This is a genomic window from Sulfurovum indicum (genome assembly GCF_014931715.1).
Classification (GTDB): domain Bacteria; phylum Campylobacterota; class Campylobacteria; order Campylobacterales; family Sulfurovaceae; genus Sulfurovum; species Sulfurovum indicum.
In genome coordinates this window covers 197,408-221,995 of record NZ_CP063164.1, presented here as the reverse complement: position 1 = coordinate 221,995, position 24,588 = coordinate 197,408, and the positions used below count along the sequence as shown (strand labels likewise).

Below are 24,588 nucleotides of genomic sequence, written 5' to 3'. Positions count from 1 at the left end.
TTAATACGCTAACGGCGTTTTCTTAATATTCTCATCCGCATTCGGCGAGACTGCACCAAAGCCGTCGTACTCTTGCTGCAGATTAAGTTTGTCGATCGGCGTAAGCATATCTTCAAAGAGGGAGAAACTCGCTCTCTGCTCTGATGCTGTTTCGTAACGCGGGCCATGTACGATCGCCAGCTCCGGACACACTTCTGCACAGTATCCACAGAAGATACAGCGGCCGAAGTTGATGGTATATTCACTCACCTCTTTACGCTGATTCTCGTCATAACGGGTATCCATCGTAATACAGTTGGAGATACATATCTTCTCACACAGACCACAACCTATACATCTGTAGTGTCCGCTCTCCAGCAGCCGGAGCATATCATGGATCGCTCTGTAACGCGGAGAGATAGGCAGCTTCTCGAACGGGTACTTGACCGTATGCATCTGTCCTTTAAAAAGCGCATTGATCATCTCTCTCATTGTAACCCAGAGACCGACAAAGAGTTCCCCCTTGAAGGTTCTCTTGACGACCTGGGTGAATTTATCCATTCCTTTTGTCGGTGACTGACCAAGGTCAAGCATGACGTAGTTCTGCTCTCCGACATTTCTGTTTTTAAATTGTTCTAAACCCATACTCACTCCTTATACCATCATCACAATACCGGTGATGACCACATTGATCACCGCTATCGGCATCAAGACTTTCCAGCACAGCCACATCAACTGATCCGGTCTCACGTGCGGCCACGCCGCTCTTACCCATAACATCAAGAAAAAGAAGAAGGCTACTTTCAAGATAATGGCCAGCCAACCCAGTCCATCTGCACTGTATCCGCCAAGAAAAACAATCGCTGCAATGATCGAGATTGTGATCATGTTCGCATACTCGCCGATGAAGAACATCCCCCATCTCATTCCAGAATACTCTGTTGCATACCCGGAAACAACCTCTGCTTCATGCTCAAGCAGGTCAAACGGTGTTCTGTTCGTTTCTGCAAATCCTGCGATAAGGAAAAGTACGAAAGCTACCGGCTGCTGCCAGATGAGCCAATTACTGATGCCGCCTGCCTGGGCATTGTTGAAGTCTACAAAAGAAAGAGATCCGACCAGCATTATCGGTGCCAGGATAGACAATCCTGTTACTACTTCATAAGAGAGGAACTGGATCGCAGTACGCGCTGCACCTATGATACCCCACTTGTTCGCCTGTGCCATACCTGCCAGCAAAGGACCGTAAAGCCCTGCAGCCATCATTCCCAGAACAAAAAGAATCCCAATATTAAGATCTGCCGCTATCGACGGAACAAAAGTACCCCCAAGAAGCGGTATCCACTCAGGGATAGTAAAGTCAGGGAATACCGGTACTGCTGCAAGGGCAATAAATGCTGTTGCAGCTGTGATAATCGGGGCGACCATAAAGATCAGTTTATTTGCATTTTGCGGTACGATATCCTCTTTGGTAAAAAGTTTGATACCATCGGCAATCAACTGCAGGAGTCCGTAGGGACCTACGTGCATCGGTCCAAGTCTTCGCTGCATAAATGCCAGTACCTTTCTTTCAATAAAGGTACCAAATCCCGCGATAGCAGAGATAACAGCCAAAATAATTATAGCTTTTATCCAGACTCCTGCTGCCGTTACTTCCGGTAAATTGTGTGCGAGTGTTGTTTCCATATTACACCTTTCTCATTGTTACTGTTTGATATCGGGACTCACCAAAGAGGCTATAGACATCCTGGCTGCTCTTGAAATCTGTAAGAGCAGTAATCTCACCCTCCATACGGTCATCCACAATGACATCGACTGTGATACTTTTTTCTCCGAAATCGATTTCTACTTTCTCACCAAGCATTTCAGCTTTTGCAGGAGAGGCATAAAGACCGAAGCTTTCAAAGATCTCATGCGCTTTGTCTGTGAAGTCATTGAACTGTCTCTGAGGATTGCATCGGTAAACGATATCACCCTCAAGTACTTTGGATTCATCGATCTTCTCAACTTTGATCTCTTCTCTATCAAAGGTAGAGAGATTCAATGCATATCCTCTGTTCTCTGTTCCGTCATTAAGGTATCCGTTAGGAAGTGAATCAAACTCGACAGCCTTAAATCCTTTCTCTGTCGGCAGTTTCTCTGTCCAGTCTATTGTCAATTCCGGTGCACCGACAAGTACCTTCATCAGGTCATTAAGTTCATACCCTTTATACTCAAGTGCTGCATTGGTCGGTGTCACACGCTTATGCATATTGGTCAGTGTTCCTTCCTGCTGATTCATCGCAGGCATATCAAGATCTCCGTCACCAAGTGCAGAAAGTCTGAAATCTCCGTTCTCGTTATATCCGATAGTATATCCCGTCGCCTCATCATCAAGTTCACAGATAAGCGCTACACCCAGAGAGTTCGTCTTAGGAGGAATCATTGCTACGCGTACCGGTGAAGTCTGTTCAATCAGTGCTATCAGTTTAGCGAGGTTCTCTGCTCTGTCATTGAAGTAAAGATCTTCACCGATAATAAGTGAGAAGCTCTCTTTTTTCTTCATCATCTTCTCAAATGCTTCAGTAAACTTGTCACTCTCCTTGCCAAGCAGTTCAACCAGTCCGTTCTTCTCAACTGCCACTTCTTTTTCTACCATTTCAGGTACCTTTTTGGTTACCTCTTTCTCTTCACCTGTCTCTTCATCGATCACAGTCTCGGTAACACTCTTCATCACCTTCTCTTTCACTGTTTTCGTAGCAGTCGACTTGAAACTCTCCAGATACTCTTTCACATCTGAAGGAAGCTTCTCTTTATCAGCGAAAAGATCAAGAATCAAATAGAGTGCAGCCTCTTCAAGTCCCACTTTATGGGTAAATACTTCAACGTTTTTTCCGAAGGTCGGTACCAATGTATCGCCTACCGGATGGAAATAGAGCCCCGCACCTTTGTTCATCTTCTGAACATTATTGAATGCATAGCGTGCATTCGGATTATCGTTTCTGAGTGAAGCTCCTACGCTCATAACAAAATCAGTTGCCATCACCTCTTTAAAATCATAAGTGTAAAGTGACTGGCCGGCTGCTTTACTGTATGCCGTTAGGAATTTTTGGAATGCACGTGCATCAGGATTGATCAGCTTTATACCCATCTTCTCTTTAAGCGTTTGAAGCATCAAGGCTTCTTCATTCGTGATCACTGAGTTGAAACGGATTGTTTCTGCCTTCTTAAATGCTTCGACTGCAGCATCAAATGCATCTTTGTCTTTCCCTTCTACCCTGTTCTCAAAGTCATATCCGTAACGACCGGCACCACAGAGCGATACATAATTCCACTCATTGGTCACACGGTAGATCTTCTCTGTTCTGTCAGAGACAGAGGTGTGTTTTGTTTCATAATAGATCTGACATCCGGAACTGCAGTGTGCACATGTTGCGGGAATACGTTTCAACTCCCATGCATTGGTGGTATAAACAAAATCTCTACCAGTCAATGCACCTACAGGACAGACTGCCGTACATTCACCACAGTCGGAACAATCAGTAAAGTCTGTTCCGTTACTTGGTGCAATGATCGATTTTTGCAGTTTGTTCCACATAGCATAGGCATCTTTTGGCATAGACTCTTTGTATGACTTGTCCAGTGCTTCTCCGCCTCTTTTTGTCGTAGTGATCGCTGAATCACCGATCATATCTTTACACACAGTCGTACATCTTTCGCACACAATACAGAGACCGGCATCATAATGAAGTACCGTACTCCAGTTCTTCACTTCCCTCTTCGTATCAGGAATAGAATAAGACTGCGAATCAACTGCCAACTCCAAAGTATAATTTTGAAGTTCACACTCTCCACTCTTGTCACAAACACCACATTGAAGCGGATGATTAACATCATATACTTCCATAATAGCACGGCGTTCTTCAAGAATATTCGGCGTATCTACCGTAATCTCCATTCCCTCTTTGACCTTAGCATTACAGGCATAGACCTGTTTGCCGTCTGCTTCGACCAGACAGAGACGACACGCCAAAGTCGGCGAACATCGTGTCAAATAACAGATAGCCGGGATGAATACATCATTTGCACGTGCCGCATTGAGGATATACTCACCCTCTTTGGCATGATATGTCTTACCGTCAATGGTGATGGTAACCATATTTTCTACTGTTTTTACTTCACTCATCGTTGTTTCCTATATTCTCATTATTGGTTTTCTTGTGAACCAGTCTGCTAAATCTGTAAGAGGATAGCAAAGATGCACTTAATCCCATGTCAAATGTTGGGTTAAGCGCAATCGTTCCTTTCATAGATGTATCGATCTTAAACACACGGCGGAAGCTGACACCATCCACCTCGAACTCGATCACATCACCCTCCTGCAGTTTTGTAACAGTTGCAAACTGCTGTGAACCTAAAAGCATCGCTTCATCTTTGAGCAGCCTTGATTTGGCCGTAAACGGTGAGAACTGCTCAACCGGATCACATCGGTAGATCACAGCCCCATCGTAAGCCTGAAGCTCTTCAACCTCTTCAAGTGCACGCCTGACAGAAACTTTCTGCACTTTCAAAAGATACCCTCGATGCTCATTTCCTACAGTATCAAAGTAATCCTCAAGCGCATCGAATTCAACAGCTTTAAACCCTTTCTCTTCAGGAAGTACCTTCGTATAGTCGATCGTATACTCTGCTCTCTCTCCTAATGCATTGGCAATGTCATTAAGGACATATCCCCCATACGGGAGTGCCACGTTCATCGGTACAACACGTTTGTCTACCGTTGTCAAGGTCCCTTCCTGCTGGTTCATTGCAGGCATATCAATATCTCCGTCCCCCAATGCTGAAAGAGTAAAGTCCGCCTGGGCATTATAACCTACTGTATACCCTTCCGTCTCATCATCAAGATCGCAAACAAGAGAGATACCCATTGCATTGCCTGCCGGCGGTACACAGATCACATTGAATCCTGCGTACTGTTCAAGCAGTGCTACCAGCTTGGCAATCTGCTCCGCTCTTGGATGCGTATAGAGATCGCTTCCGACAACCAGTGAGAAACCATGCTTTTTCAGCAAAGATTTCTTCAATGCTTCAAGCTCCTCTTCACCGATATTGCTCTCTGCGCTGAGATTGCCGATATCAAGATCATCAAGTGATGCACGCAGTGTTTTTGGCAGTTCGGCATCTTCGAGCAGTGCATGTGCAAGCAGTGCAGCAGCACCCTCTTCACTCCCTACTTCATACTTAATGAACTGTGTCACGATATTTTTAATCTCTGCATCTTCCATAGGGTGCATATAGATTACTCTTGCCCGATGCCACTTGCTTGCCATATTGATATGATACTTGACTGTTGGCGAATCATTGTTGATACGGCTTCCGAAAATAATGACCGCAGTGGATTGAGAAAGTGTTTTCAGATCGCCTCCATAGAGGTGTTTCCCTGTAATTTGAGCATAAGCATTCATAAACCTCTGATATGCTCTTGCTTCATGGGAAACAAGCTTAAACCCGAATTTTTCCTTGAGCTTCTGAAGGATCAGAGCCTCTTCGTTGGAGGTCTGGTTTGAAAAGATCACAGAATCAGCTTTCCTGAAAGCTTCTACGGCTCTTTCAAATACTTTTGGATCTTTCACAGCTCCTTCATTGGCATAGTCAAATCCAAAGCGTCCTGCCCCACAGAGATTTGAGAATTCAAAAGTGTTCGTTACACGGTATATCCGGTCATGTTTGACTTCATAATACATCTGGCATCCGCCGCCGCAATGCGGACAGGCAGACGGGATCTTTGTAAGTTCCCATGCATTGGATGTATACTTGAAATCTGTACTGACCAAAGCCCCCACCGGACAGACAGCTGCTGCTTCACCAAGCGATGCGTAGTTCTTCTCCTGTTTGACATTGATGATAGTCGAACTGTATCCGCCGAATTTCACCTTCAGTGCTTCATCACCGGTTATCTCGGTTGAAACACGAACGCACTTTTCGCACATGATACACAGTGCCGGGTCATAGGAGACATGTCCCCAGTTCTCAACCGGTCTGTGCTGATCACGGGCGGTAAAATGCTGTTGGTCAACATTGAACTCCATTGTTTTGTTCTGCAGATCGCACTCACCGCTTTTGTCACACACCCCACACTCCAGCGGATGGTTGACATTATAGAGCTTCATGATATTCTGTCGCTCCTGATAAAGCTCTCTGTTGTTGGTCGTGATCACTGCACCATCAACTGCCTTCTCCTGACAAGAGAGGATCATTCCCTCAACACCCTCGACATTCACCACACACATACGACACGAAGCTATAGGCTGCACTTTGGTAAGGTAACACATCGTTGGAATGTAAATATCATTTTCTCTGGCAATCTCCAGAATGGTTTTGCCAAACGTACTTTTACACACTTTTCCATCGATAGTGATGCTGATCGGCTTTCCTGTATTCATTGAATTATGTACACTCATCTTGCACCACCTTCCATTACACTGCTACCATAGAGATGTAGTAACAACGCATACAACGTTCTGCTTCAGCAATTGCCTCTTCCCCGGTAAATCCGAGATTAACCTCTTTGTTGTTGTCTTTACGCTCATCAACACCAAGCTTTTCACTTACAGCACGCGGAAGTCCTGGCATCCAACCGGTGATCTTCTCATTCTTGTCATAAACTTTGAGTTTATTGAGATGATCTTCCATAATCTCATCATCAGTCAATGTGCATTTTCCGTCATAGATATAACGGCTAATCACTGATGCGGCTCGTCTTGCCTGACCAACTGCATTCACAATTGTCATAGGACCATACTCACAATCTCCCGCGGCAAAAAGTCCCGGACGCGAGCTCATAAAGTCTCGTCCGTTGGTAAGGATCGTATTCCACGAAGTCAGTTCTATGTTCCACTCTTCCGGCAGTATCTGAAGGTCTGCTGCCTGGGAAACCGCAGGAATAAGGAAATCACATTCAATCTCAAAATCCGCACCTTCGATCTTTTGAAGCTGTGGTCTACCACCCTCTGGATCAGGGACCAGTTCAAAACGGTTAACCTTGAGTTTAGTGATCTTCTCTCCATCATCAAAGATCTCTTCAATGGCAGAGTGAAAGATGAACTCAACTCCCTCTTCGACTGCTTCATGGTACTCTTCATAGGTTGTGTTTCTGATGATCGTCTTCTCATCACGACGATAGAGCATGATCACCTTCTTCGCACCTTCACGGATGGAACATCTTACAACGTCCATAGAAGTAAATCCTCCACCGACACAGACAACAACCTTATCTTTGAGCTCATTAGAAGCTGGAGATCCAATACCGTACTTGTTCCACAGGTTCACCTTGTCAAGCATCGAGATCGCACCCCAATATCCACCCATTTTAGGGTTTTCATTGGTTGCACGTACTTTTTTGGAGAGACGTGTACCAAATGCCAACAGTGTCGCATCATACTCTGCATCGATCTCTTTAAGGCGCTCAGCATCTACACGATGGTTGTTGGTAATGCTGACTGTAGGCATATCAAGTACGAACTGTATATCTTTATTATACTTGTCCACCGGCATTCTGTATTCAGGTACACCGACAGCTACCTCACCGCCATTGACAGGAAGCTCTTCAAAAATGTCAACCTGAATACCTTCCAGTGCAAGGTAGTAGGCAGCCGTAAGTCCTGCCGGTCCTGCACCAATAATCGCCACTTTCTTTCCGTCATTTCTCGGCGGTTTGGGTTCTCTCGGGTGCAGCCAGGGTACTTCATGGTCCGTCTCATAATCTGCACCGATACGCTTAAGCTCCATAATAGATATCGGTTCATCAAGGTTTGCACGGCGGCAGGCATCTTCACATGGATGAGGGCAGACACGTCCACAAGTATGTGCCAGAGGCATTGTCTGACGTGTTGCAGCCAGTGAATCGGTAAAGACCATATCCCTGACACCTTCAATATATGCAGGGATATCGACATGTGCCGGACACATATCGGTACATGGAGCCGTCACTTTTGCAATATAGGAGGTATCCCCTCCGTAATGCTTGGATGGCTGTTTGGCATCAATACAGGTATCGAACTGATCCTTATAATGTTCCATCAGATCCAGAATCGGCTTCGGTACAGTTTTTCCGATCTCACACTTGGATGTGGTCATCATCGTTTGGGATATCTCCTTAAGATGAGCCACATCATCATGTGTTCCTTCACCACGGGCTATTTTATCAAGCAAATCATAAAGGATCCTTCCGCCCCACCTACCCGGTGCACAACGTCCGCAAGCCTCAGAGTACTCCTGATACTGTGCAGCATACTGGGAAGCCAGTTCCACTGCATCGATATCTTCATCGAAGATAGCCACACCATCCCAGCCGATAAAAGCTTTGGACTTGGTATCACCATGGTAGGTCTCTGGCAGTTTAAATCCAGATTCACTCCACTCATCAGAGAGCTTACCGCGGTTATCGATAAACTCGTCTCTCCAAGTAGAGAATACAACACGTGACATTATTTAGCCTTTGTTTTGCTTGCCGGCGTCTTCTTTCCTGCCGGTTTTGCTGCTGTTTTCTTCGCCGATGCATTTTTCGCTGCAGATTTATCCGCCGGAGCACTCTCTTCTTTCCCTGATTCAGCTTTTTCAGCCTCTTCTTTTGCCTTGGCTGCTGCTTTTTCAGCTTCTTCCTTGGCTTTCGCTTCAGCTTTTGCTTTCTCTTCAGCTGCTGCTGCCGCTTCTGCAGCTCTCTTCTCTTCTTCTATTCTTGCTGCTTCGATCTCTTCAGCTCTGGCTTTTCTAGTCTCTTCATCGACTTTTTTAACCACAATGGTCCAGTCCACCTCATTAAACTTCAATGAGTTCATGAGATCATGTCCGGCAGCTTTGATTACATCAGCACTCTTCTGGATAGAGGAAAAATCACCTACCTCAAACAGAAAGATCCCTACTTCACCAACTTTCAGCCCTTTATCGATAAGTTCGACCATTCTGTCATAAAAATCATCATGTAAATGTCTTAAATCATATCTTTTCATTATATATTTGTCCTCCTGCCTACGCGGCTGCACTTTGTTCCGACCGCTTCGGTTTCAAACCTGGAAAGGTGAAACACTTCACCTTTTCTAACGGTTCTCATCTGTCAACTTCACCGAATACGATATTGGTAGAACCAATGATCGTAACGACATCTGCAATGTATGTACCTACAAGAATATCCTGTAAAAGTCCTGTATGGAAGAAGCTTGGTGCTCTACACTTCAAACGGTAAGCATACGGCTCTCCCTCTGATTTTATATAAAAGCCAAGCTCACCTTTTGGAGACTCTGTCGGCACATAGACTTCACCTTTTGGCGGTCTCATCCCCTGTGTAACCAGAACAAAGTGCTGCATCAGCGCATAGTTCTGTGTCATGATCTCCTCTTTAGGTGCAGAGATGTACTGTGGTGCATGTGCCATCAGCTGCGGCTCGCTCTCTTTATACATATGTACAAGCTGTCTAAGGATTCTGGTAGACTGATATATCTCTTCCATATAAAGACGATAACGTCCGTAAGAATCACATCTGTCACTGACCGGAATATCGAAATCAAGTTCACTGTAGAGCTCGTACGGCTCCTCTTTTCTAATATCATATTTCACACCGGAGCCTCTGAGCATCGGTCCGGTACATCCCCAGTTGAGTGCATCTTCTGCGGAGATCACCCCTACATCTTCCAGACGCATTTTCCAGATACGGTTCTCTGTAAGTAGTGCTTCATAAGTGTTCTTCACTTCATGATCTACCTTGTCACACCATGCGATCATATTCTCGATGAATCCTTCAGGAAGGTCCAAAGGTACTCCACCGATACGTACAGCAGAGTGTGTCAGTCTTGCCCCGCAGTAATCCTCCATCAGGTCCATACCGAACTCCCGTTCACGGAAAGCATAGAGGAACACCGACATCGCACCGACATCAAGCGCATGTGTTGCGATGAAGAAGAGGTGAGAGATAATACGGTTGATCTCAAGCAGCATCGTTCTTATCACCTGTGCACGTCTTGGTGCTTCAATACCAAGCAGTTTCTCTACAGCCAATGCATAGGCATAGTTGTTGGAAGTTGCTGCAATATAATCAAGTCTGTCTGTCGTCGGCAGGAACTCATTGTAAGTCATATTCTCTGCCATCTTCTCGATACCCCTGTGAAGATAACCTATATCAGGATAAGCTTTCACGACCTGTTCACCGTCAAGCTCAAGTACCAGTCTAAGCTGTCCGTGTGCAGAAGGGTGCTGAGGACCGAAGTTGATCACCATTGTATTGTCATCACGCTCAAAATTGAGGTTTTCGAAAAATGGTGTTAATTTATTAGGCTGTTGCATACTCTCTCCCCTTACTTTCTCTGATCCAGTTGTTTACCGGACTTGTTGTTGTAGTCAACCAGCAGTGTCTCACTGTATTCAATCGGATTCTCTTTTTCACCCTGAGAGATATCTTCTCCAAACGGTACTTCATAACCGACTCTGGAGAAGCGCTTCGTATCATATCTGTCGATCCGCGCAGGGTCCCTGTTCTCCGGTCCGATAATATCACGATACTCTTTACCGAAGATCTTGTCAACCTCATACCATGATGCGAACTCATCACCATGCAGAGGATAGGTCTTAAGCAGCGGATGTCCTTCCCAGTCATCAGGCATAATGATACGCTTGAGAAACGGATGGTTATTCACCTTGATTCCAAACATATCGTACATTTCACGTTCTGCAAAATTTGCTGAATTGAAAAGCGGTACAATCGACTCGATCGCTTCACCTTTCTTGATACGGCAGACTATACGTACTCTTTTTGCTTCATTGACATTGAGGAACTGGTAGAAAAGTTCGAACTCGCCGTCCTGAGCAAGATAATCCACCGCACTCTGCTCCGAACACTGTGTATATCCGCAAACTTCTTTAAGTGTTTTTATCGCTTCAAAATTCTCTTGTGCATCAATGTGGATAACAAGCTGCCCTACTTCAACATATGACTCTTTGCTGAAGTCCTTCATCGCCTTCACTACCTCGGCAAAGTGACTTCCCTCTTCAACCGCTTCTCTAGGAACACGCGGTGCTACCCAGTATCTGTCCGTATAGTAGGACTTTGCCTGTACATTGTCTTTTGGTGTATACTTTCTCATTACACTAACCTCAAATTCTGTTTTGTGTTCTTCTTCATGTCCGCCGACTCACGTCTGATCTTTTTCTGAAGCATCATCAGTGCATACTGCAGTGTTTCAGGCCTCGGCGCACATCCAGGCAGATAAATATCAACAGGAACAATACGGTCAACCCCCTGAACAGTCGCGTAAGTATTGAACATACCACCGGTATTCGCACATGATCCCATCGAGATGACCCATTTTGGCTCTGTCATCTGGTCATAAAGACGTCTGGCGAATTCAGCATGCTTCTTGGAGAGAGTTCCTGCAAGGATCATAACATCAGCCTGTCTTGGAGAGGCTCTAAAGATCGTACCCATACGGTCAAAGTCATAACGGGACGCACCCGATGCCATCATTTCGATCGCACAACATGCGAGTCCGTAAGTCAGAGGCCAAAGAGAGTTACTTCTCCCCCAGTTAACGAGTTTGTCTACCGAAGTCAATGCTATCGGCAATCCAGCTGAGCTGGCATAATTTACTTGATGCTGTGCCATTCAAGTGCTCCTTTCTTCCATGCATATACGAAACCAATCGCAAGTAGTAAAATAAACAGTATCATTTCCGCAAAACCGAACCAGCCAAGCAGCTTAAAGTCGATCGCCCATGGGAACATAAAGATGATTTCCACATCGAACAGAATGAACAGAAGCGCAATCAGATAGAACTGCGCAGAGATAGTATTGGGTTGTTTGGTTACTTCAGGTCCACACTCATAGATCGTCAGCTTGAGCTTTTCAGTATCTAGTTTGGCGAGTTTTCTACTGACAAAACGAGCCAGAAACAGTGTTGCAGTAAATGCAATGGTGGTCAGTGCAAACAGTATGAACACACCATAGTACGGATGTTGCGTAATTACATGAGTCATAGTAATTCCTTAGCTAAGTTTAATTCTTCCCGCGTGTTGCCACGAGAGTATTCTCAGAATAGTGCTTCTATATTAACCAAAAGATGATTAAACTACTTGAACTCTTTTTTCATTCGAAAACAGATCAGAACTATTGTAACTATGTGAAACAAGACTAAAGTGGTAAAATACGGTCAAAAAAGAGAATAAAATGAAAAACTTGACAAACCTTCTTTATTATATAGCAATGATCGGTCTTCTTTTCTGGTTTGCATACTCCAAAGGCTGGATACTGGCAAATTTTGAAACGATCACCCCTCAGCAGGCAAAGATACTGCTTGAAAATGATGAAAATGTCACCTTGCTGGATGTCCGTACTCCTGAAGAATTCAGAACCGGACACCTCAGAGGTGCGACACTCATTCCCCTGGAAAAGCTTGAAAGCAATCTGGACAAACTCTCACCATTCAAGAACAAAAAGATCATTGTCTACTGCCGGAGCGGCAACAGAAGCGTAAGTGCTTCACGCATTTTGGAAAAAAACGGGTTCACCCCGCTGAATGTGAAGAATGGTATCATCGGATTGATGGGTGCGAAAATAGAGCTGACACAGTGATCATACCTTAAAGCCCATGCTTTTGGTACCTTCGAAACTGGAACCCAGCTCTTTTTCGATCTCTTCCAAAAAATCCTGATGGCTGAAGACACTCTCATCACGTACAGCGACTTTATAGGCTGTGTTCCTGATAATAAGATTGATCTGTCCGCCGGTGAGTTCATATTTTGCAAGCGCCTCCACATCAAAATCTTCAGCGTAATCCGCTTTTTCGGGAAGCATGAACTGCCATAGGCGCAGACGCTGTTTCTTACCCGGTTTCTTAAACTCTATCTTGTAATTGAAACGTCTTGAAAAGGCCTTGTCAATATTGCCAAGCAGGTTGGTCGTGGCAATAAGAATACCTTCGAACCTCTCGATCTGTTCAAGGAAGATGTTCTGCATCTGATTATGCATTTTGTCAGCCGAACTTCCGTGCCCCTCACTTCTGGCACTCAGGAACTGGTCGGCTTCATTCAGCAGCAGTATGGGCTCCACCTTCGCTTTGGCACTAAGCTCCTTGAAATCATCGAAAATACGTCTCACATTCTTTTCACTCTCTCCCACATACATAGAGAGGATCTTTGAACAGTCAAAGGAGAGGATCGGTTTTTTGAGTGTTTTGGCAAGACTCATCGCTGTCATAGTCTTTCCTGTTCCTGCAGGTCCATAAAAAATGATACGTGCATCGATACTCTTACGCTTGTCTTTAATACCCCATTCACGAAGCTTTTTAAAGACCTCTTTGTCCACCTGTTTGACCACATTGTTCAGTGTCTCTCTTGTTTTGGGGTGCAGTACTACATCATCAAGCGTGGTTTCAGGTTTGAGATACTCAAAAATATCCTGCTCTTTGACGAGTGCATCAAGCTTAAGCTTGGTCACTTTTTTATTCTTTTTTGGATGGATAATACGCTGCATCACCTCTTCCTGCAGATAAAAAGAACGACTCACTCCTCCAAACATGTTGAGGATCTCTTCATAATCGATAATCCCCTCGGTAATAAGCTTGGCCCCGTCTTCGAGTAACGCACGGTTCTTGATCTTCTCATACTCATCAAAAGAGATCAGTTCAATGAGTGTGTTCATATCTCTAAACTGCCCCTCTCCACCGCTGTACTCCTCTTTTAGCAGGGCAAGAAAAATACGCTGCTCTTTCTCGTCAAGCTGTTTTTCTTTGAAGAACTCTTCTACAACAATCGGTGTCTCAGTGATCTTGACACGCTCTTCAATACGCTTGGTAAGCAGTGTAAGTTTGTTCTTCAGCCTTCCGATGCTCAGGGAGTTGTCTGCAAATCCCTGTTTGAAAGTAGCGATCTTATGAAGCAGCGTAACCATATCAAACTGGTCTTGAAGATACTCCAGATGGTCAGTATAGGGTTTGACCTCGGGAAGAAATATCTCCAGGGAACCCTCCTCCAGCAGGCGCAGCAGAGACATGCTTGGTGTAATAGAAGTATTGATCAGCTCCAACTGTGAGGAATCATGTGCTTTTACCTGTCCGAAACTGACCTGAATGAACCAGCCAAGATCAAGCAGGTTTTTTACAAGCGGCAGTTTTTTCAGATAAAGATAAGGCTCCCCCTGAAAATTCTCCTGCAGCATTTCAAGGACAGGAACCTCTTCCAGTCCTCTGACATAGCGGAGACAGACATACTGTACCAGTTTTGCTTCAGTTTCTGTACACTTCAAGTGAGTGAAAATGGAACTTTTCTTTACATCTTTGGCTTCAATAAATTCTATAAGATATTTCAATATCGATTTCCTGTTTTTCTTTTCAGTATAGCAAAGTTTTGATATGATTTGATATACTACTCCTATCAAACACAAAATGAAAAAAGGGCTGCAATGCTTAAAACCACTCTGTTACTGATGCTTTCCTCTGCACTGCTTCCTGCTGAAGCTGCCATCGTCATGGAGATGAAGTAAACAATGCCTTTTTTTGACAGACTCTTTTCCAAAAGCTTCAGTACTGTGCTTCACATTACTTCAGGCAATGGTTTTCATCTTCGTCCCGCTGCTGCATTTGCAGCAGAAGCCAAAAAGTTCGCTGCTGTGATCGAAGCAAGAACGCACGGGAGGAGTATCAATGCAAAAAGTCTTAATGCCCTTCTCTCTTTGAATCTTGAAAAAGGAGACCATTTTGAACTTACCTGTAAAGGGAAAGATTCCCGGGAAGCGCTGGAGACGCTTAGCAGAAAATTTGATATACTGATGTCCAATGACCATGAAGCAGTAAGAATCGATAAAGAGACAGGAGCATATGAAGGAGAAAGTATTGAAGGGGAGATCATCTCCGGCGGTATGGCACTTTCACCCCTCTGGCACTACACAGAAGAGACCATCCGAACCCAAAGCACTACCAGCTTTACAGAAGCGGTAGCAAAAAGTATCAGTGAACTGGAGCAGATATATAAAGCACATAAAACTGATGCCGACAGCGGAATATACCTGGCACAAAAAGAGCTGCTTGCCTCCCTGCAGCAAAACGTAACCTCTCTTGAAATGCTTGAGGAAGCAGTTGAGAAAGCGGGGAGGGAACTGAAAGGAGGTATACTTGAAACCAGGCACGATGACTACAGGGATATTCTGCAGCGGGTCAAAATGCACTTGGGGTATACGACTGTTACAGCATATCCACAGAGACCTTTCATCCTTCTGGCTGATGATCTTCTTCCCTCCCGGATAGAGACACTGCCACAGAACACTGCCGGAGTGATCCTGCGCAATACTTCACTGACCTCCCACACAGCTATCCTCCTTCGAGCTTCCGGTATCCCCTCATTAATCATCAATACCTTTTCTATGAAAGGTAAAGAGCCCGATGAGATCATTCTGGACGGACATAGAGGTATCGTTGTCATTGATCCGACACCGGCAGATATACATCAGGCAAAAATACGCATAGAGAACGACAGGAAAAATGAACAAACTGCACAAAGCAGACGTTTTGAAAGTGCTGTGACCACCTCCGGTGATACAATTAAAGTGTTGGCGAACGTCACAGATGTTACCTCAGCACAGCTTGCCAGGGAAGAGGGAGCCGAAGGAATCGGCCTTTTACGTACCGAGTTCCTCTTCAAGGAGGAGAAACCAACTTTTGAAGCACAGGTTGAAGCATATAGATCGATCTTTTCTCTCTTTGAAGAGGTCACTGTACGCACACTCGATATAGGAGGGGACAAAGCACTGCCATATATCACCCTGCCACCGGAAAGCAACCCGTTCCTTGGTATCCGAGGGGTCAGACTCCTAAAAACCCATCCCGAACTCCTTGAAGAACAGATGTATGCCATTTTTACTGCGGCTAAAGGAAAATCTGTCAAAATAATGTTCCCCATGATAAGCACAGTCAAAGAGTTTGAAGAGGCTAAAGCATTTGCGCTTGATGTGGCAAAAAAGTATCACCTCAACCTTGACCATATAGAGTTTGGTATTATGGTCGAAGTACCTTCTGTACTCTTTTTGATCACACACTTCAATGATGTTGTCGACTTCTACTCCATTGGAACAAATGACCTTAACCAGTATCTTTTCGCCACTGAACGTACCCATGCTACACTTAAACTTGATCCGCGTTCAGAAGCGCTCTTTGCTGCCATCAAAAAGATCGTGGATGAAGCAGAGAAACCCATCAGCATATGCGGAGAACTTGCCGGAGATACCAAAGCGATCGGAAAGCTCATTGAGATCGGAGTGAGAAGACTCAGTGTTTCAGCCAGAAATATTGCACAGACCAAGGAGACCATTCGGAATGTTTGAATACGTACTCCTTCCAAACTTGACGGAACAGACTCAGAACCATACATACAAAGACCCATATACAACCAGAGAAAAAAGGCTGTTACATGTTTAATCTTTTACAAAAGATCGGCAAGGCATTAATGACCCCTATTGCGGTACTTCCTATTGCAGCACTGCTCTTGCGTTTAGGTTTTGGAGACATCTTTGACGGCCAGATCGCTGTCATTATGAAAAGTGCCGGAGAAGCAGTTTTCGCCAACCTCGACCTGCTCTTTGGTATTGGTATCGCCTATGGCCTGGCGAAAAATAATGACGGAGCCGCCGCGCTGAGCGGTGCCATCGGTGTGCTCATTGCAAAAGCTGTTTACATCAGTATTGACAAAGATGTCAACATGGGTGTCTTTGTAGGAATCATTATCGGTGTGATCGCCGGAACGCTCTACAACCGCTACCATACCATAAAAGTCCCGGAGTTCCTTGGGTTTTTTGGAGGCAAACGTTTTGTACCTATCATCACAGCTCTTGCAGCTATCTTTGTTGGTGTATTGGCAGGATACTTCTGGCACTATGCCCAAAATGGTATCGACTCCTTCTCCAATACCATTATCGGGCTGGGTGAAACAGGTACCTTTATCTACGGTACACTCAACCGGCTGCTCATCCCTCTGGGACTGCACCACATTCTCAACTCGCTCTTCTGGTTCCAGCTTGGAGAGTACACCTACCTCAAAGACGGGGTAGAGGTTATTGCAAACGGAGACTTGCACCGTTTCTTTGCCGGAGACAAAAGCGCAGGCATCTATATGTCCGGTTTCTATATTGTCATGATGTTCGGACTGCCGGCTATGGCCTATGCCATTTACCTGAACACACCTGAGGCTTACCGGAAAAAAGCAGGTGCCATTCTGGCAGGAGCAGCTTTTACCTCTTTTCTGACGGGCATCACTGAACCTCTGGAGTTTCTCTTTCTTTTTGTCGCTCCGCTGCTCTTTGTCATCCATGCCTTGTTGACAGGATTTGCTCTCGCCGCAGCACAGGCACTTGACGTTCATGCCGGCTTTGGGTTCTCAGCAGGATTCATCGACTATGTCATCAACTACAAACTGGCAACAAATCCCCTCCGCATACTGCCTCTTGGAGCGCTCTTCGCACTGATCTACTTTATAGTCAGCTACTACACGATCAAGTTTTTCAAACTTACAATCTTTGAGTCAGAACTTTCTGAAGAGAATAACCGCAATAACTGTGCCTCCAACGAAAGTACTGCATTCATCGCAGCACTGGGCGGGAAAGAGAATATCGTGACTGTCGATGCCTGTATTACCAGACTTCGTATCACTCTCAAAGAGAGCGGATCCCTGAAAGATGAAGAGTTTGCAGCACTGGGTGCCAAAGGTGTCATAAGACCTGACAGGCACTCCATACAGATCGTACTTGGTACAAAAGCGGAAAGTGTCGCGGAGAGCATTAGAAATGCAATGAGCAAAAAGAAGTTTTGAAATCCCGGATCAAACCCGCAATAACATCACTTCTTCTTTGGCATCTTCAATATAACGATCGTCACCACAATGATCACTGCATAAAGGATATAGGTAACTACATCATTTGAGTGCTGAGGCATCAGTTCACCTCCATAATGAGATCACCACACTTGACAATACGCAGTTTCTTCTCAATACTTTTGACATCGCTCTCTTCAGAAACGATGATGGGGGTGATAGTATCTTTCGCATGCTCGGCAATGTAGTTCAGATCGACCTTGATGATGGGATCACCGACCGATACTTTGTCACCTTCACCGGCAAGGCGTTCGAAACCTTTCCCTTCCAATGCGACCGTCTCCAGACCGATATGCACCATCACCTCCATGTCCTTGTCACTTTTAATGCTAAAGGCATGGTTAGTGGGAAAAATCTTACTGATAACTCCATCGATGGGAGCGCAGAAGGTATCTCCCACAGGTTTGAGGGCAACCCCGTCACCTACCATTTTTTGGGAAAAGACTGTATCGGGAACCTCTGTGATATCAATAAGCTGCCCATCAGCGGGGGAGAAGATCTCTCTTTGTTTGCGTTTTAAAAATCCGAACATATTACATTCTCCTTTGGTATTTCACTTCACCTGCAACAATAGTCGATATGATACTGAAATCTTCATCAAAGATCACAATATCGGCATCGTAGCCCTCTTTCAGGCAGCCTTTGTTCAGTCGCAGTTTCTTTGAAGGTGCCTCTGTTACACTGAATACCGCCTGTGGCAGCGACATAGCTGTATGATCTACCATATGCCGGAGTGCTTCATTCATCTTCAGTACACTGCCTGCGAGTGTACCATCTTGGAGTGTCGCTTTCCCATCCTTTACCAAAACCTCCTGTCCGCCCAGTTCGTAGGTACCGCACTTCATACATCCTGCACGCATTGCATCTGTAATGAGGATGAGTTTGTCCTCTTTCATCCTGTGTACCAGTCTCAGTACGGCAGGATGCAAATGAAGCAGATCGGCGATTACGTCACAGGTAACATCGCTTTCAAGCACTGCACCGACAAGTCCGGGATCACGGTGATGATAAGGGGGCATAGCATTGAAAAGATGGGTTGCATGTGAGATCCCCCACCCAAAACTCTCTTTTGTCTCATGATAGTTTGCTTCGGAATGGCCAATACTTAGAATAATATGAGGAAAATGTTCTGTCAACAGCTTGACAAAAAGCTCTCCACCCTCCACTTCCGGTGCAAGTGTGATCATTTTGACGATATCTGTATGAGGTTCTACTGCTTCCAGTACCGGCTTTGCCACATATTTGACATCCTGTGCTCCATGCCTGAGAGGGTTAATGAACGGTCCCTCCATATGTACACCGATGATCTGTGCCCCAGACACACCGGCACTGTACTCTCTGATATTCTCCAAAGCCGCATCGATCCGCTCCCGGGACATTGTCATAGTTGTAGCAAGAAAGGCTGTTGTACCTGTTTGTAAAAGTGTCTGGGAGATGGTTTCAAGTGCCTCGTGTGTAGCATCCATCACATCTGCACCACCGCTTCCGTGGATATGAAGATCGATGAATCCCGGGCTTACAAAACAGCCTTGTGCATCGATAATAGAAGCACCATCAATGTTGACATGCCTGTCAACAGCTCTGATCTTTTCATCCAACAGCAGTGTCAACCCTTCGATGATCTCAGTCCCTATAATGAGTTTTGCATTTGTTATTGCTTTGATCTCTTCTCCCTTGCAGAGTCTTAAATCATCTTTAGGCGGATAACCCGACCTATGCTTCTTTCGATTGCTTCAGCTTCTCTTTCAGCACACGCTTAAGTACTTTACCTGTGGCATTCTTCGGAAGTTCATCAATAACATGAATCTGCTTCGGTACTTTATAATTGGCCAGTTGTTCGCGCAGATACTTTTTCAGTCCTGCTTCATCCAGTGATTCAGTCCCTTCTTCAAGTTCAATATAAACGACAGGGATCTCCCCGTGTTTCTCATCGAAAACACCAACTACTGCCGATGCTTTTACCCCGGCAAACGCATCAATCACCTCTTCTATCTCACGCGGGTAGATATTGATCCCTTTGGAGATAATAAGGTCTTTTTTTCTGTCCACAATAAAAAGAAATCCCTCTTCATCCATATAGCCCATATCGCCTGTCAACAACCATCCGTTTACGATAGTTTCTGCTGTCGCTTCGGGGCGTTTCCAGTACCCCTGCATCACATTGTCTCCCTTGACGATAATATCCCCGATCTCCCCGTGCAGAAGTTCCTTCATATTCTCGTCAACGATCTTCATCTCATAACTGTAGAGTGCCGTCCCGACCGAGCCGGCTTTTTGTTTTTTGAATGTATTCATACAGACAGCCGGACTCGCTTCACTCAAACCGTATCCTTCAAGCAGCGTAGCACGCTTAAACTTGTTTGCCATGGCCTCAAGTGTTTTAGGCTGCAGTGCTGCAGCACCGGAAATAAATGCACGAATCCGGTTGAACCACATAAAGTACCACGGAAGCTTTGCTTTTGCCAGAGCATTGTAAACATCAGGAATACCAAAGAAAATTGTAACCTGCTTCAGCAGTGTCTGTTTAAAGATATTGGAGAAGGGCTGAAGTGATTTGATGATCACGATACTTGCTCCTACATATAAAGGCAGGATGACACCGATAGAGAAGGTAAAGGAGTGGAACATGGGTAAAAAAACTATCCCTCTGTCTTTTGCCGTTACATTAATGGTTCTTCTTCCGGAGTCTGCATTTGACAGTATGTTTTTATTGCTTAACATAGCCCCTTTGGGCTTACCTGTAGTTCCTGAAGTATAAATAATAACTGCTGTCTCTTCAAGTCCTCTCTGTATATGTTCTGTCGTTTTATCCGACCTAAACGCTTCTTCAAAATAGTGATGCTGTTCACCTTCGACCAGCACATCACCTTCCCAGAGAATGAACCTGCAAAGCCTGCTTGCCTGGCTGTAGTTGACTACTTTGTCATGTATAGCAGAAGCTACCAATACGGAACTGCCGCTGTCTTCAAGAATATAGCTGAGCTCTTCCTCTTTTAAAAAAGTATTTACAGGAACCAGAATAGCTCCCAGTTTGGAAGCCGCAAAAACTGTATAGATAAACTCTGGGGAATTTCGCAAGAAGAGTGCGACCCTGTCACCCTCTTTCACCCCTTTCTCTGCCAAAAACCCTGCAAGCCTGTCTGCCTTTGAGAGAAGTTCACCGTAAGATATCTTCTCATTATCCACAAAAAGTGCTGTTTTGTTCTTTCGCTTTTTTGCATGGTATACAATGAGTTCATAAAAATTGTTAAACTGATAGCTCATATTAATACTCGTATGATACACCTATTGTTGTCAAGTATGCACCTCCTTCGTGGAAACTTCCCCCATTGGCAAGAACCTCGTTGGAATTAACCCCCGGCGTTATAGATCGACTCTCTTTGCTGTCATACAAAAAAGCAGCTCCCCAGGAGAGACTCTCAGTCTGCTGATAACGGAATCCCATAGAGAAGACCTTGGCATCACTGTCAGGAAGCTCAAACCCGAGTGTCTCTTCCGGCACAGGCGTTTCGTCGATCGCAAATCCCATCATCATCGTTATTTTATCCATTTCTATGGTCGCACCGACCCTGAAAGTGTTGGTATCCTTCCAGTTTTTGGGAATAGGCGTATTAAATGCTTCCTCAAGCACAGGATTCAAAATATCCTGGTCGTAATTAAAGTCGAGGCTTTTATAGGCAGACCAGTAGGTTCGTTCATAAACAAACTCGAGTGTGAATCTATTATTCCATGTTTTGGATACTGCTATATTGAGTGCTGCAGGAAGAGGAACTGAAACCTCAGCATCATACTGCTCTCCTACGCCGCCAAAATAAAGATTTGCTTCACCCTCTTCATTCAGATCAATGTTGGAGCGGTAGGTCACTGCCATAGAGATATCATCTGTCGGGCGGTAGGTCACGGCAAGATTATATCCGAACTCAATCGTATTCCCTTCCATCTCTCTTGCAATAGGATACGGAGTAGTTTCCCTACCGTCACTTTTGACAACACCTTCGCTGTAAACAAGGCGAACCCCTCCACCTACTGCAAACTTCTCATTGATCTTATATGATACTACAGGGTTGACTTCCACATTTTTCAGAGTAAACTCTTCTGCATAGAGTTTTTGATAGGCAGAGTCCCACCTCTTTGTCAAACCGCCTGGAACTGCTATACTGACCCCCCACCTGAAATCACCTGCAGGTGCAGCAACATAGTGTATTGTAGGTACAACTATATTTTCTGTTTTCGATTCACCGGAATAAGGGTCTATCAGTGTATAGACATTCGACGGCAGACGAATCAAGGTTACCGCTCCGTCAATATACTGTTTGTCTCCCATGAATGCCATATTTGCCGGGTTAAAGTATGCAGTATCCGCCTCAGTTGTATGTGCCACATATGCTGCACCAAGTGCCATAGAGTTCAGTGACTGTTCCGGTAGTTTGTAGGCTCCGCCTAACAGCAGGCTGCCGGCCAATGTTGAAAGTACGATTATCTTTTTCATTGATTTTCTCCTAATATCCTATTGTTGCCTGACGTGTTTGAGCAAAAATATTTGCCGCTATACCATAGGCAAGAAGCGCACACTCAGCATGACCTACCGTAGTACCCAGTCCCAGTGTATCCTCGACAGGAATAAGCTCAACACTTTGTGCGCCGTATCCGACCATAGTCTGCTGTGTATATACAGAAATATCATAAGGAATTACATCATCACCTTTACAGTGCAGCAACTTTACAGGTGTACTTGGTCCCCAGGTATGTACATTGTTTTCGTTCGCAGCCAGTGTAAACCAGTTTCCGGAAAAAAATCCGCTAACAAAGCTTTCCGTAAAAAGACCGTCAGGTCCTGTAGTTACCGTTGTCAACTCCGGATCAATCTCCAAACGTGTTTTTGTCCCGTCGAACAGTCCATCGAGTTTGGAGGCATAAGGTTCATTGAGTACAGAAGTGATCTCTTGTCCATAGGCTTTTGTATATGCATATGCAACATCTGCCATAAAAGAGGGAACACTCAGTGTATCGAGAGACAAAACCTGAGCGGCCAGACCATCCATAATATACGGACCAGCCATCGGCGCGGCAACTGTCACTTGCAACTCACCCTCATTTTCAATCTTTTCCAACGCAGCCACGGATGCATACCCGCCCTCACTGTATCCCGTTAAAAAGAGTTGCCCGTTCAAAGGAATATTGTTGTTGGATGCAAACTCTTTTGCCGCCTTGATAAAGTCAACTGTTGCATTAGCCAAGGACTTTTTCAGAACAAACGGATGATAATGGTCGACCGAATCACCAAACCCTATATAGTCCGCCTGGAGCGTTACAAATGCTGCCAGTGATGTCAGAATAACAGGGGCTCCGTCTGGAGCGTTGGTCAGCGATGCAATTTCTGTCGGTGCCTCCCAGTTGGCAAAAATAGTACCATGAGAATCACTGACAAGAGAGAAACCTGCTGCGGTCATAGCTTCCGGTACACCTGTTGGAACAACCATCAAACCGGATACATCAACAATATTCCCCTCTTCATCCGTTGTTTTATAGGGAATTTTATAGGCTTTGTACCCATAAACGGTTGTAGAGGCATCTACTCCCGGTGTCCCTGCCTGCAGTAAACTCTGCTTGATCGTCTCTCCATCAAGATCAACAACAACTTCACCTCCGACCACTGTTTCGTTTGCAGGTTGCTCCAGACTGCCTCCGCCGCACCCTACGAAAAAAACAACCGACATTGCCAATAGAGCTTTTGTCATACTGTATTTCATCATTCTCCTCCTTTAAATGTTCAGTTGCACTGAACTTGACTCAGGACCTTTCCCTCAAGATCCTGAGTCAAGTCCAAACAGATGTATGCATCAGCTCTCTGTCAATGCATACAGTGCTTTGATCTCCTCTGCCCAGATTTCCTCATTGATCGTCTCAAGGATCAATGGGATATCATCCATACGTGTATCATTCATAATGAACCTGAAGGCATCCCAGCCTATCTCTCCCAAGCCCAGAGAGTGATGCCTGTCAACCCTGGAACCAAGCGGCGGTTTGGAGTCATTAATGTGCATACCCATCAGATATTCAGCTCCGACAATACGGTCAAATGCCTCCATTGTCTCATCATAGGCTTCTTTTGTACGCAAATCGTAACCTGCAGTGAAGGTGTGACAGGTGTCAAGACAGACACCTACGCGGCTTTTGTCTTCAACCTTGTCGATCAAGTGTGCCAAATGCTCGAATCTGTAACCGAGGTTGCTTCCCTGTCCTGCCGTATTCTCGATAATCAGTTTGACATTGGAATTTGCTGTCGCATCGATGGCACGGTTCATCGACTCGGCAATCACATCCAGACAATGCAGTTCCGCCTCCATCATCTTCTCTTCATACAAAGGATCTTTTTTGGGAATCTTTACCAAGTGTGACCCGGGATGAAAATTAAGCTTGTCCAACCCTAAAATACGACAACGTTCCAGCTCATCAATGAACGCATTGCGCGATTTTTCCAGCTTGTCTGCTTCGGGATGTCCCAGGTTGATCAGATAGGAGTCGTGGGGAAGTACATGTTTTGGCAATATCCCGGAGAGTTCAAGATTTTTCTGAAAAGCATCAATACTCTTGGACTCCAACGGTTTAGCCACCCATTGACGCTGATTCTTGGTAAAAAGTGCAAAAGCTTTTGCACCTATCTTCATAGCATTAAGCGGTGCATTTTCTACTCCGCCACTGGCACTGACGTGTGCTCCGACAAATTTCATT

Annotated in this window: 20 protein-coding genes; 3 read left to right on the top strand and 17 right to left on the bottom strand. The window is 45.1% G+C overall.

Annotated features, from left to right (window positions below):
- The 10 genes from nuoI to IMZ28_RS01120 all read right to left on the bottom strand — a co-directional run bounded on the left by nuoI (nucleotide 1) and on the right by IMZ28_RS01120 (nucleotide 11,979).
- A complete protein-coding gene (nuoI, locus tag IMZ28_RS01165) occupies nucleotides 1–624 on the bottom strand; it encodes an NADH-quinone oxidoreductase subunit NuoI (RefSeq protein ID WP_197548822.1) in 624 nt (207 codons plus the stop codon).
- A gap of 9 nt (nucleotides 625–633) precedes the next feature.
- Nucleotides 634–1,665: an NADH-quinone oxidoreductase subunit NuoH gene (nuoH, locus tag IMZ28_RS01160; RefSeq protein ID WP_197548821.1), complete on the bottom strand. Its 1,032-nt coding sequence runs from the start codon at nucleotides 1,663–1,665 to the stop codon at nucleotides 634–636.
- A 1-nt stretch (nucleotide 1,666) separates the two neighbouring features.
- On the bottom strand, nucleotides 1,667–4,144 hold the full coding sequence (locus IMZ28_RS01155; RefSeq protein WP_197548820.1) for an NADH-quinone oxidoreductase subunit G: 2,478 nt from the start codon (nucleotides 4,142–4,144) through the stop codon (nucleotides 1,667–1,669).
- Nucleotides 4,137–6,419 carry a 2Fe-2S iron-sulfur cluster-binding protein gene (locus IMZ28_RS01150; RefSeq protein ID WP_232087489.1) on the bottom strand — a complete coding sequence of 761 codons (2,283 nt, stop codon included), beginning with the start codon at nucleotides 6,417–6,419 and terminating at the stop codon, nucleotides 4,137–4,139. The genes IMZ28_RS01155 and IMZ28_RS01150 overlap by 8 nt, the downstream gene beginning before the upstream one ends.
- A gap of 16 nt (nucleotides 6,420–6,435) precedes the next feature.
- Complete coding sequence (locus tag IMZ28_RS01145; RefSeq protein ID WP_197548819.1) at nucleotides 6,436–8,445, bottom strand: FAD-dependent oxidoreductase; 2,010 nt, start codon at nucleotides 8,443–8,445, stop codon at nucleotides 6,436–6,438.
- Nucleotides 8,445–8,966 carry an NADH-ubiquinone oxidoreductase subunit E family protein gene (locus tag IMZ28_RS01140; protein ID WP_197548818.1) on the bottom strand — a complete coding sequence of 174 codons (522 nt, stop codon included), beginning with the start codon at nucleotides 8,964–8,966 and terminating at the stop codon, nucleotides 8,445–8,447. Before IMZ28_RS01140 ends, IMZ28_RS01145 begins: the two co-directional genes overlap by 1 nt.
- Before the next feature lie 97 nt (nucleotides 8,967–9,063).
- Nucleotides 9,064–10,293, bottom strand: a complete 1,230-nt coding sequence (nuoD, locus tag IMZ28_RS01135) for an NADH dehydrogenase (quinone) subunit D (RefSeq protein ID WP_197548817.1) — start codon at nucleotides 10,291–10,293, stop codon at nucleotides 9,064–9,066.
- Between the two features lie 11 nt (nucleotides 10,294–10,304).
- Nucleotides 10,305–11,090: an NADH-quinone oxidoreductase subunit C gene (locus tag IMZ28_RS01130; protein ID WP_197548816.1), complete on the bottom strand. Its 786-nt coding sequence runs from the start codon at nucleotides 11,088–11,090 to the stop codon at nucleotides 10,305–10,307.
- Nucleotides 11,090–11,608 carry a NuoB/complex I 20 kDa subunit family protein gene (locus IMZ28_RS01125; protein ID WP_197548815.1) on the bottom strand — a complete coding sequence of 173 codons (519 nt, stop codon included), beginning with the start codon at nucleotides 11,606–11,608 and terminating at the stop codon, nucleotides 11,090–11,092. Before IMZ28_RS01125 ends, IMZ28_RS01130 begins: the two co-directional genes overlap by 1 nt.
- Nucleotides 11,590–11,979, bottom strand: a complete 390-nt coding sequence (locus IMZ28_RS01120) for an NAD(P)H-quinone oxidoreductase subunit 3 (RefSeq protein ID WP_197548814.1) — start codon at nucleotides 11,977–11,979, stop codon at nucleotides 11,590–11,592. Before IMZ28_RS01120 ends, IMZ28_RS01125 begins: the two co-directional genes overlap by 19 nt.
- A gap of 190 nt (nucleotides 11,980–12,169) precedes the next feature.
- Here IMZ28_RS01120 and IMZ28_RS01115 point away from each other — a divergent pair, with 190 nt between their 5' ends.
- Entirely contained in the window at nucleotides 12,170–12,574 is a 405-nt protein-coding gene (locus IMZ28_RS01115; protein ID WP_197548813.1) for a rhodanese-like domain-containing protein, read from the top strand.
- Here the strand turns inward: IMZ28_RS01115 and IMZ28_RS01110 are convergent, their stop codons facing one another.
- Nucleotides 12,575–14,308 carry an ATP-binding protein gene (locus tag IMZ28_RS01110; RefSeq protein WP_197548812.1) on the bottom strand — a complete coding sequence of 578 codons (1,734 nt, stop codon included), beginning with the start codon at nucleotides 14,306–14,308 and terminating at the stop codon, nucleotides 12,575–12,577. It lies immediately after the preceding gene.
- 177 nt (nucleotides 14,309–14,485) lie between these two features.
- Here IMZ28_RS01110 and IMZ28_RS01105 point away from each other — a divergent pair, with 177 nt between their 5' ends.
- Both IMZ28_RS01105 and IMZ28_RS01100 read left to right on the top strand, forming a co-directional pair.
- A complete protein-coding gene (locus IMZ28_RS01105; RefSeq protein WP_197548811.1) occupies nucleotides 14,486–16,315 on the top strand; it encodes an HPr family phosphocarrier protein in 1,830 nt (609 codons plus the stop codon).
- An 86-nt stretch (nucleotides 16,316–16,401) separates the two neighbouring features.
- Entirely contained in the window at nucleotides 16,402–17,796 is a 1,395-nt protein-coding gene (locus tag IMZ28_RS01100) for a PTS transporter subunit EIIC (protein ID WP_197548810.1), read from the top strand.
- A gap of 121 nt (nucleotides 17,797–17,917) precedes the next feature.
- On the opposite strand, the gene IMZ28_RS01095 is transcribed toward IMZ28_RS01100, so the two are convergent.
- The 6 genes from IMZ28_RS01095 to nfo form a co-directional block, all read right to left on the bottom strand.
- Nucleotides 17,918–18,388, bottom strand: coding sequence for a PTS sugar transporter subunit IIA (locus tag IMZ28_RS01095; RefSeq protein WP_197548809.1), 471 nt, complete (start codon nucleotides 18,386–18,388; stop codon nucleotides 17,918–17,920).
- Between the two features lies 1 nt (nucleotide 18,389).
- A complete protein-coding gene (gene nagA / locus IMZ28_RS01090) occupies nucleotides 18,390–19,511 on the bottom strand; it encodes an N-acetylglucosamine-6-phosphate deacetylase (protein ID WP_269472907.1) in 1,122 nt (373 codons plus the stop codon).
- A gap of 58 nt (nucleotides 19,512–19,569) precedes the next feature.
- Nucleotides 19,570–21,120 (bottom strand): long-chain-fatty-acid--CoA ligase, encoded by a 1,551-nt coding sequence (locus tag IMZ28_RS01085; RefSeq protein ID WP_197548808.1) that lies wholly within the window; start codon nucleotides 21,118–21,120, stop codon nucleotides 19,570–19,572.
- Between the two features lies 1 nt (nucleotide 21,121).
- A complete protein-coding gene (locus IMZ28_RS01080) occupies nucleotides 21,122–22,345 on the bottom strand; it encodes an OmpP1/FadL family transporter (RefSeq protein WP_197548807.1) in 1,224 nt (407 codons plus the stop codon).
- Between the two features lie 10 nt (nucleotides 22,346–22,355).
- Nucleotides 22,356–23,609, bottom strand: coding sequence for a lipase family protein (locus tag IMZ28_RS01075; protein ID WP_232087487.1), 1,254 nt, complete (start codon nucleotides 23,607–23,609; stop codon nucleotides 22,356–22,358).
- An 87-nt stretch (nucleotides 23,610–23,696) separates the two neighbouring features.
- Entirely contained in the window at nucleotides 23,697–24,587 is an 891-nt protein-coding gene (nfo, locus tag IMZ28_RS01070; RefSeq protein ID WP_197548806.1) for a deoxyribonuclease IV, read from the bottom strand.
- Between the last annotated feature and the right edge of the window lies 1 nt (nucleotide 24,588).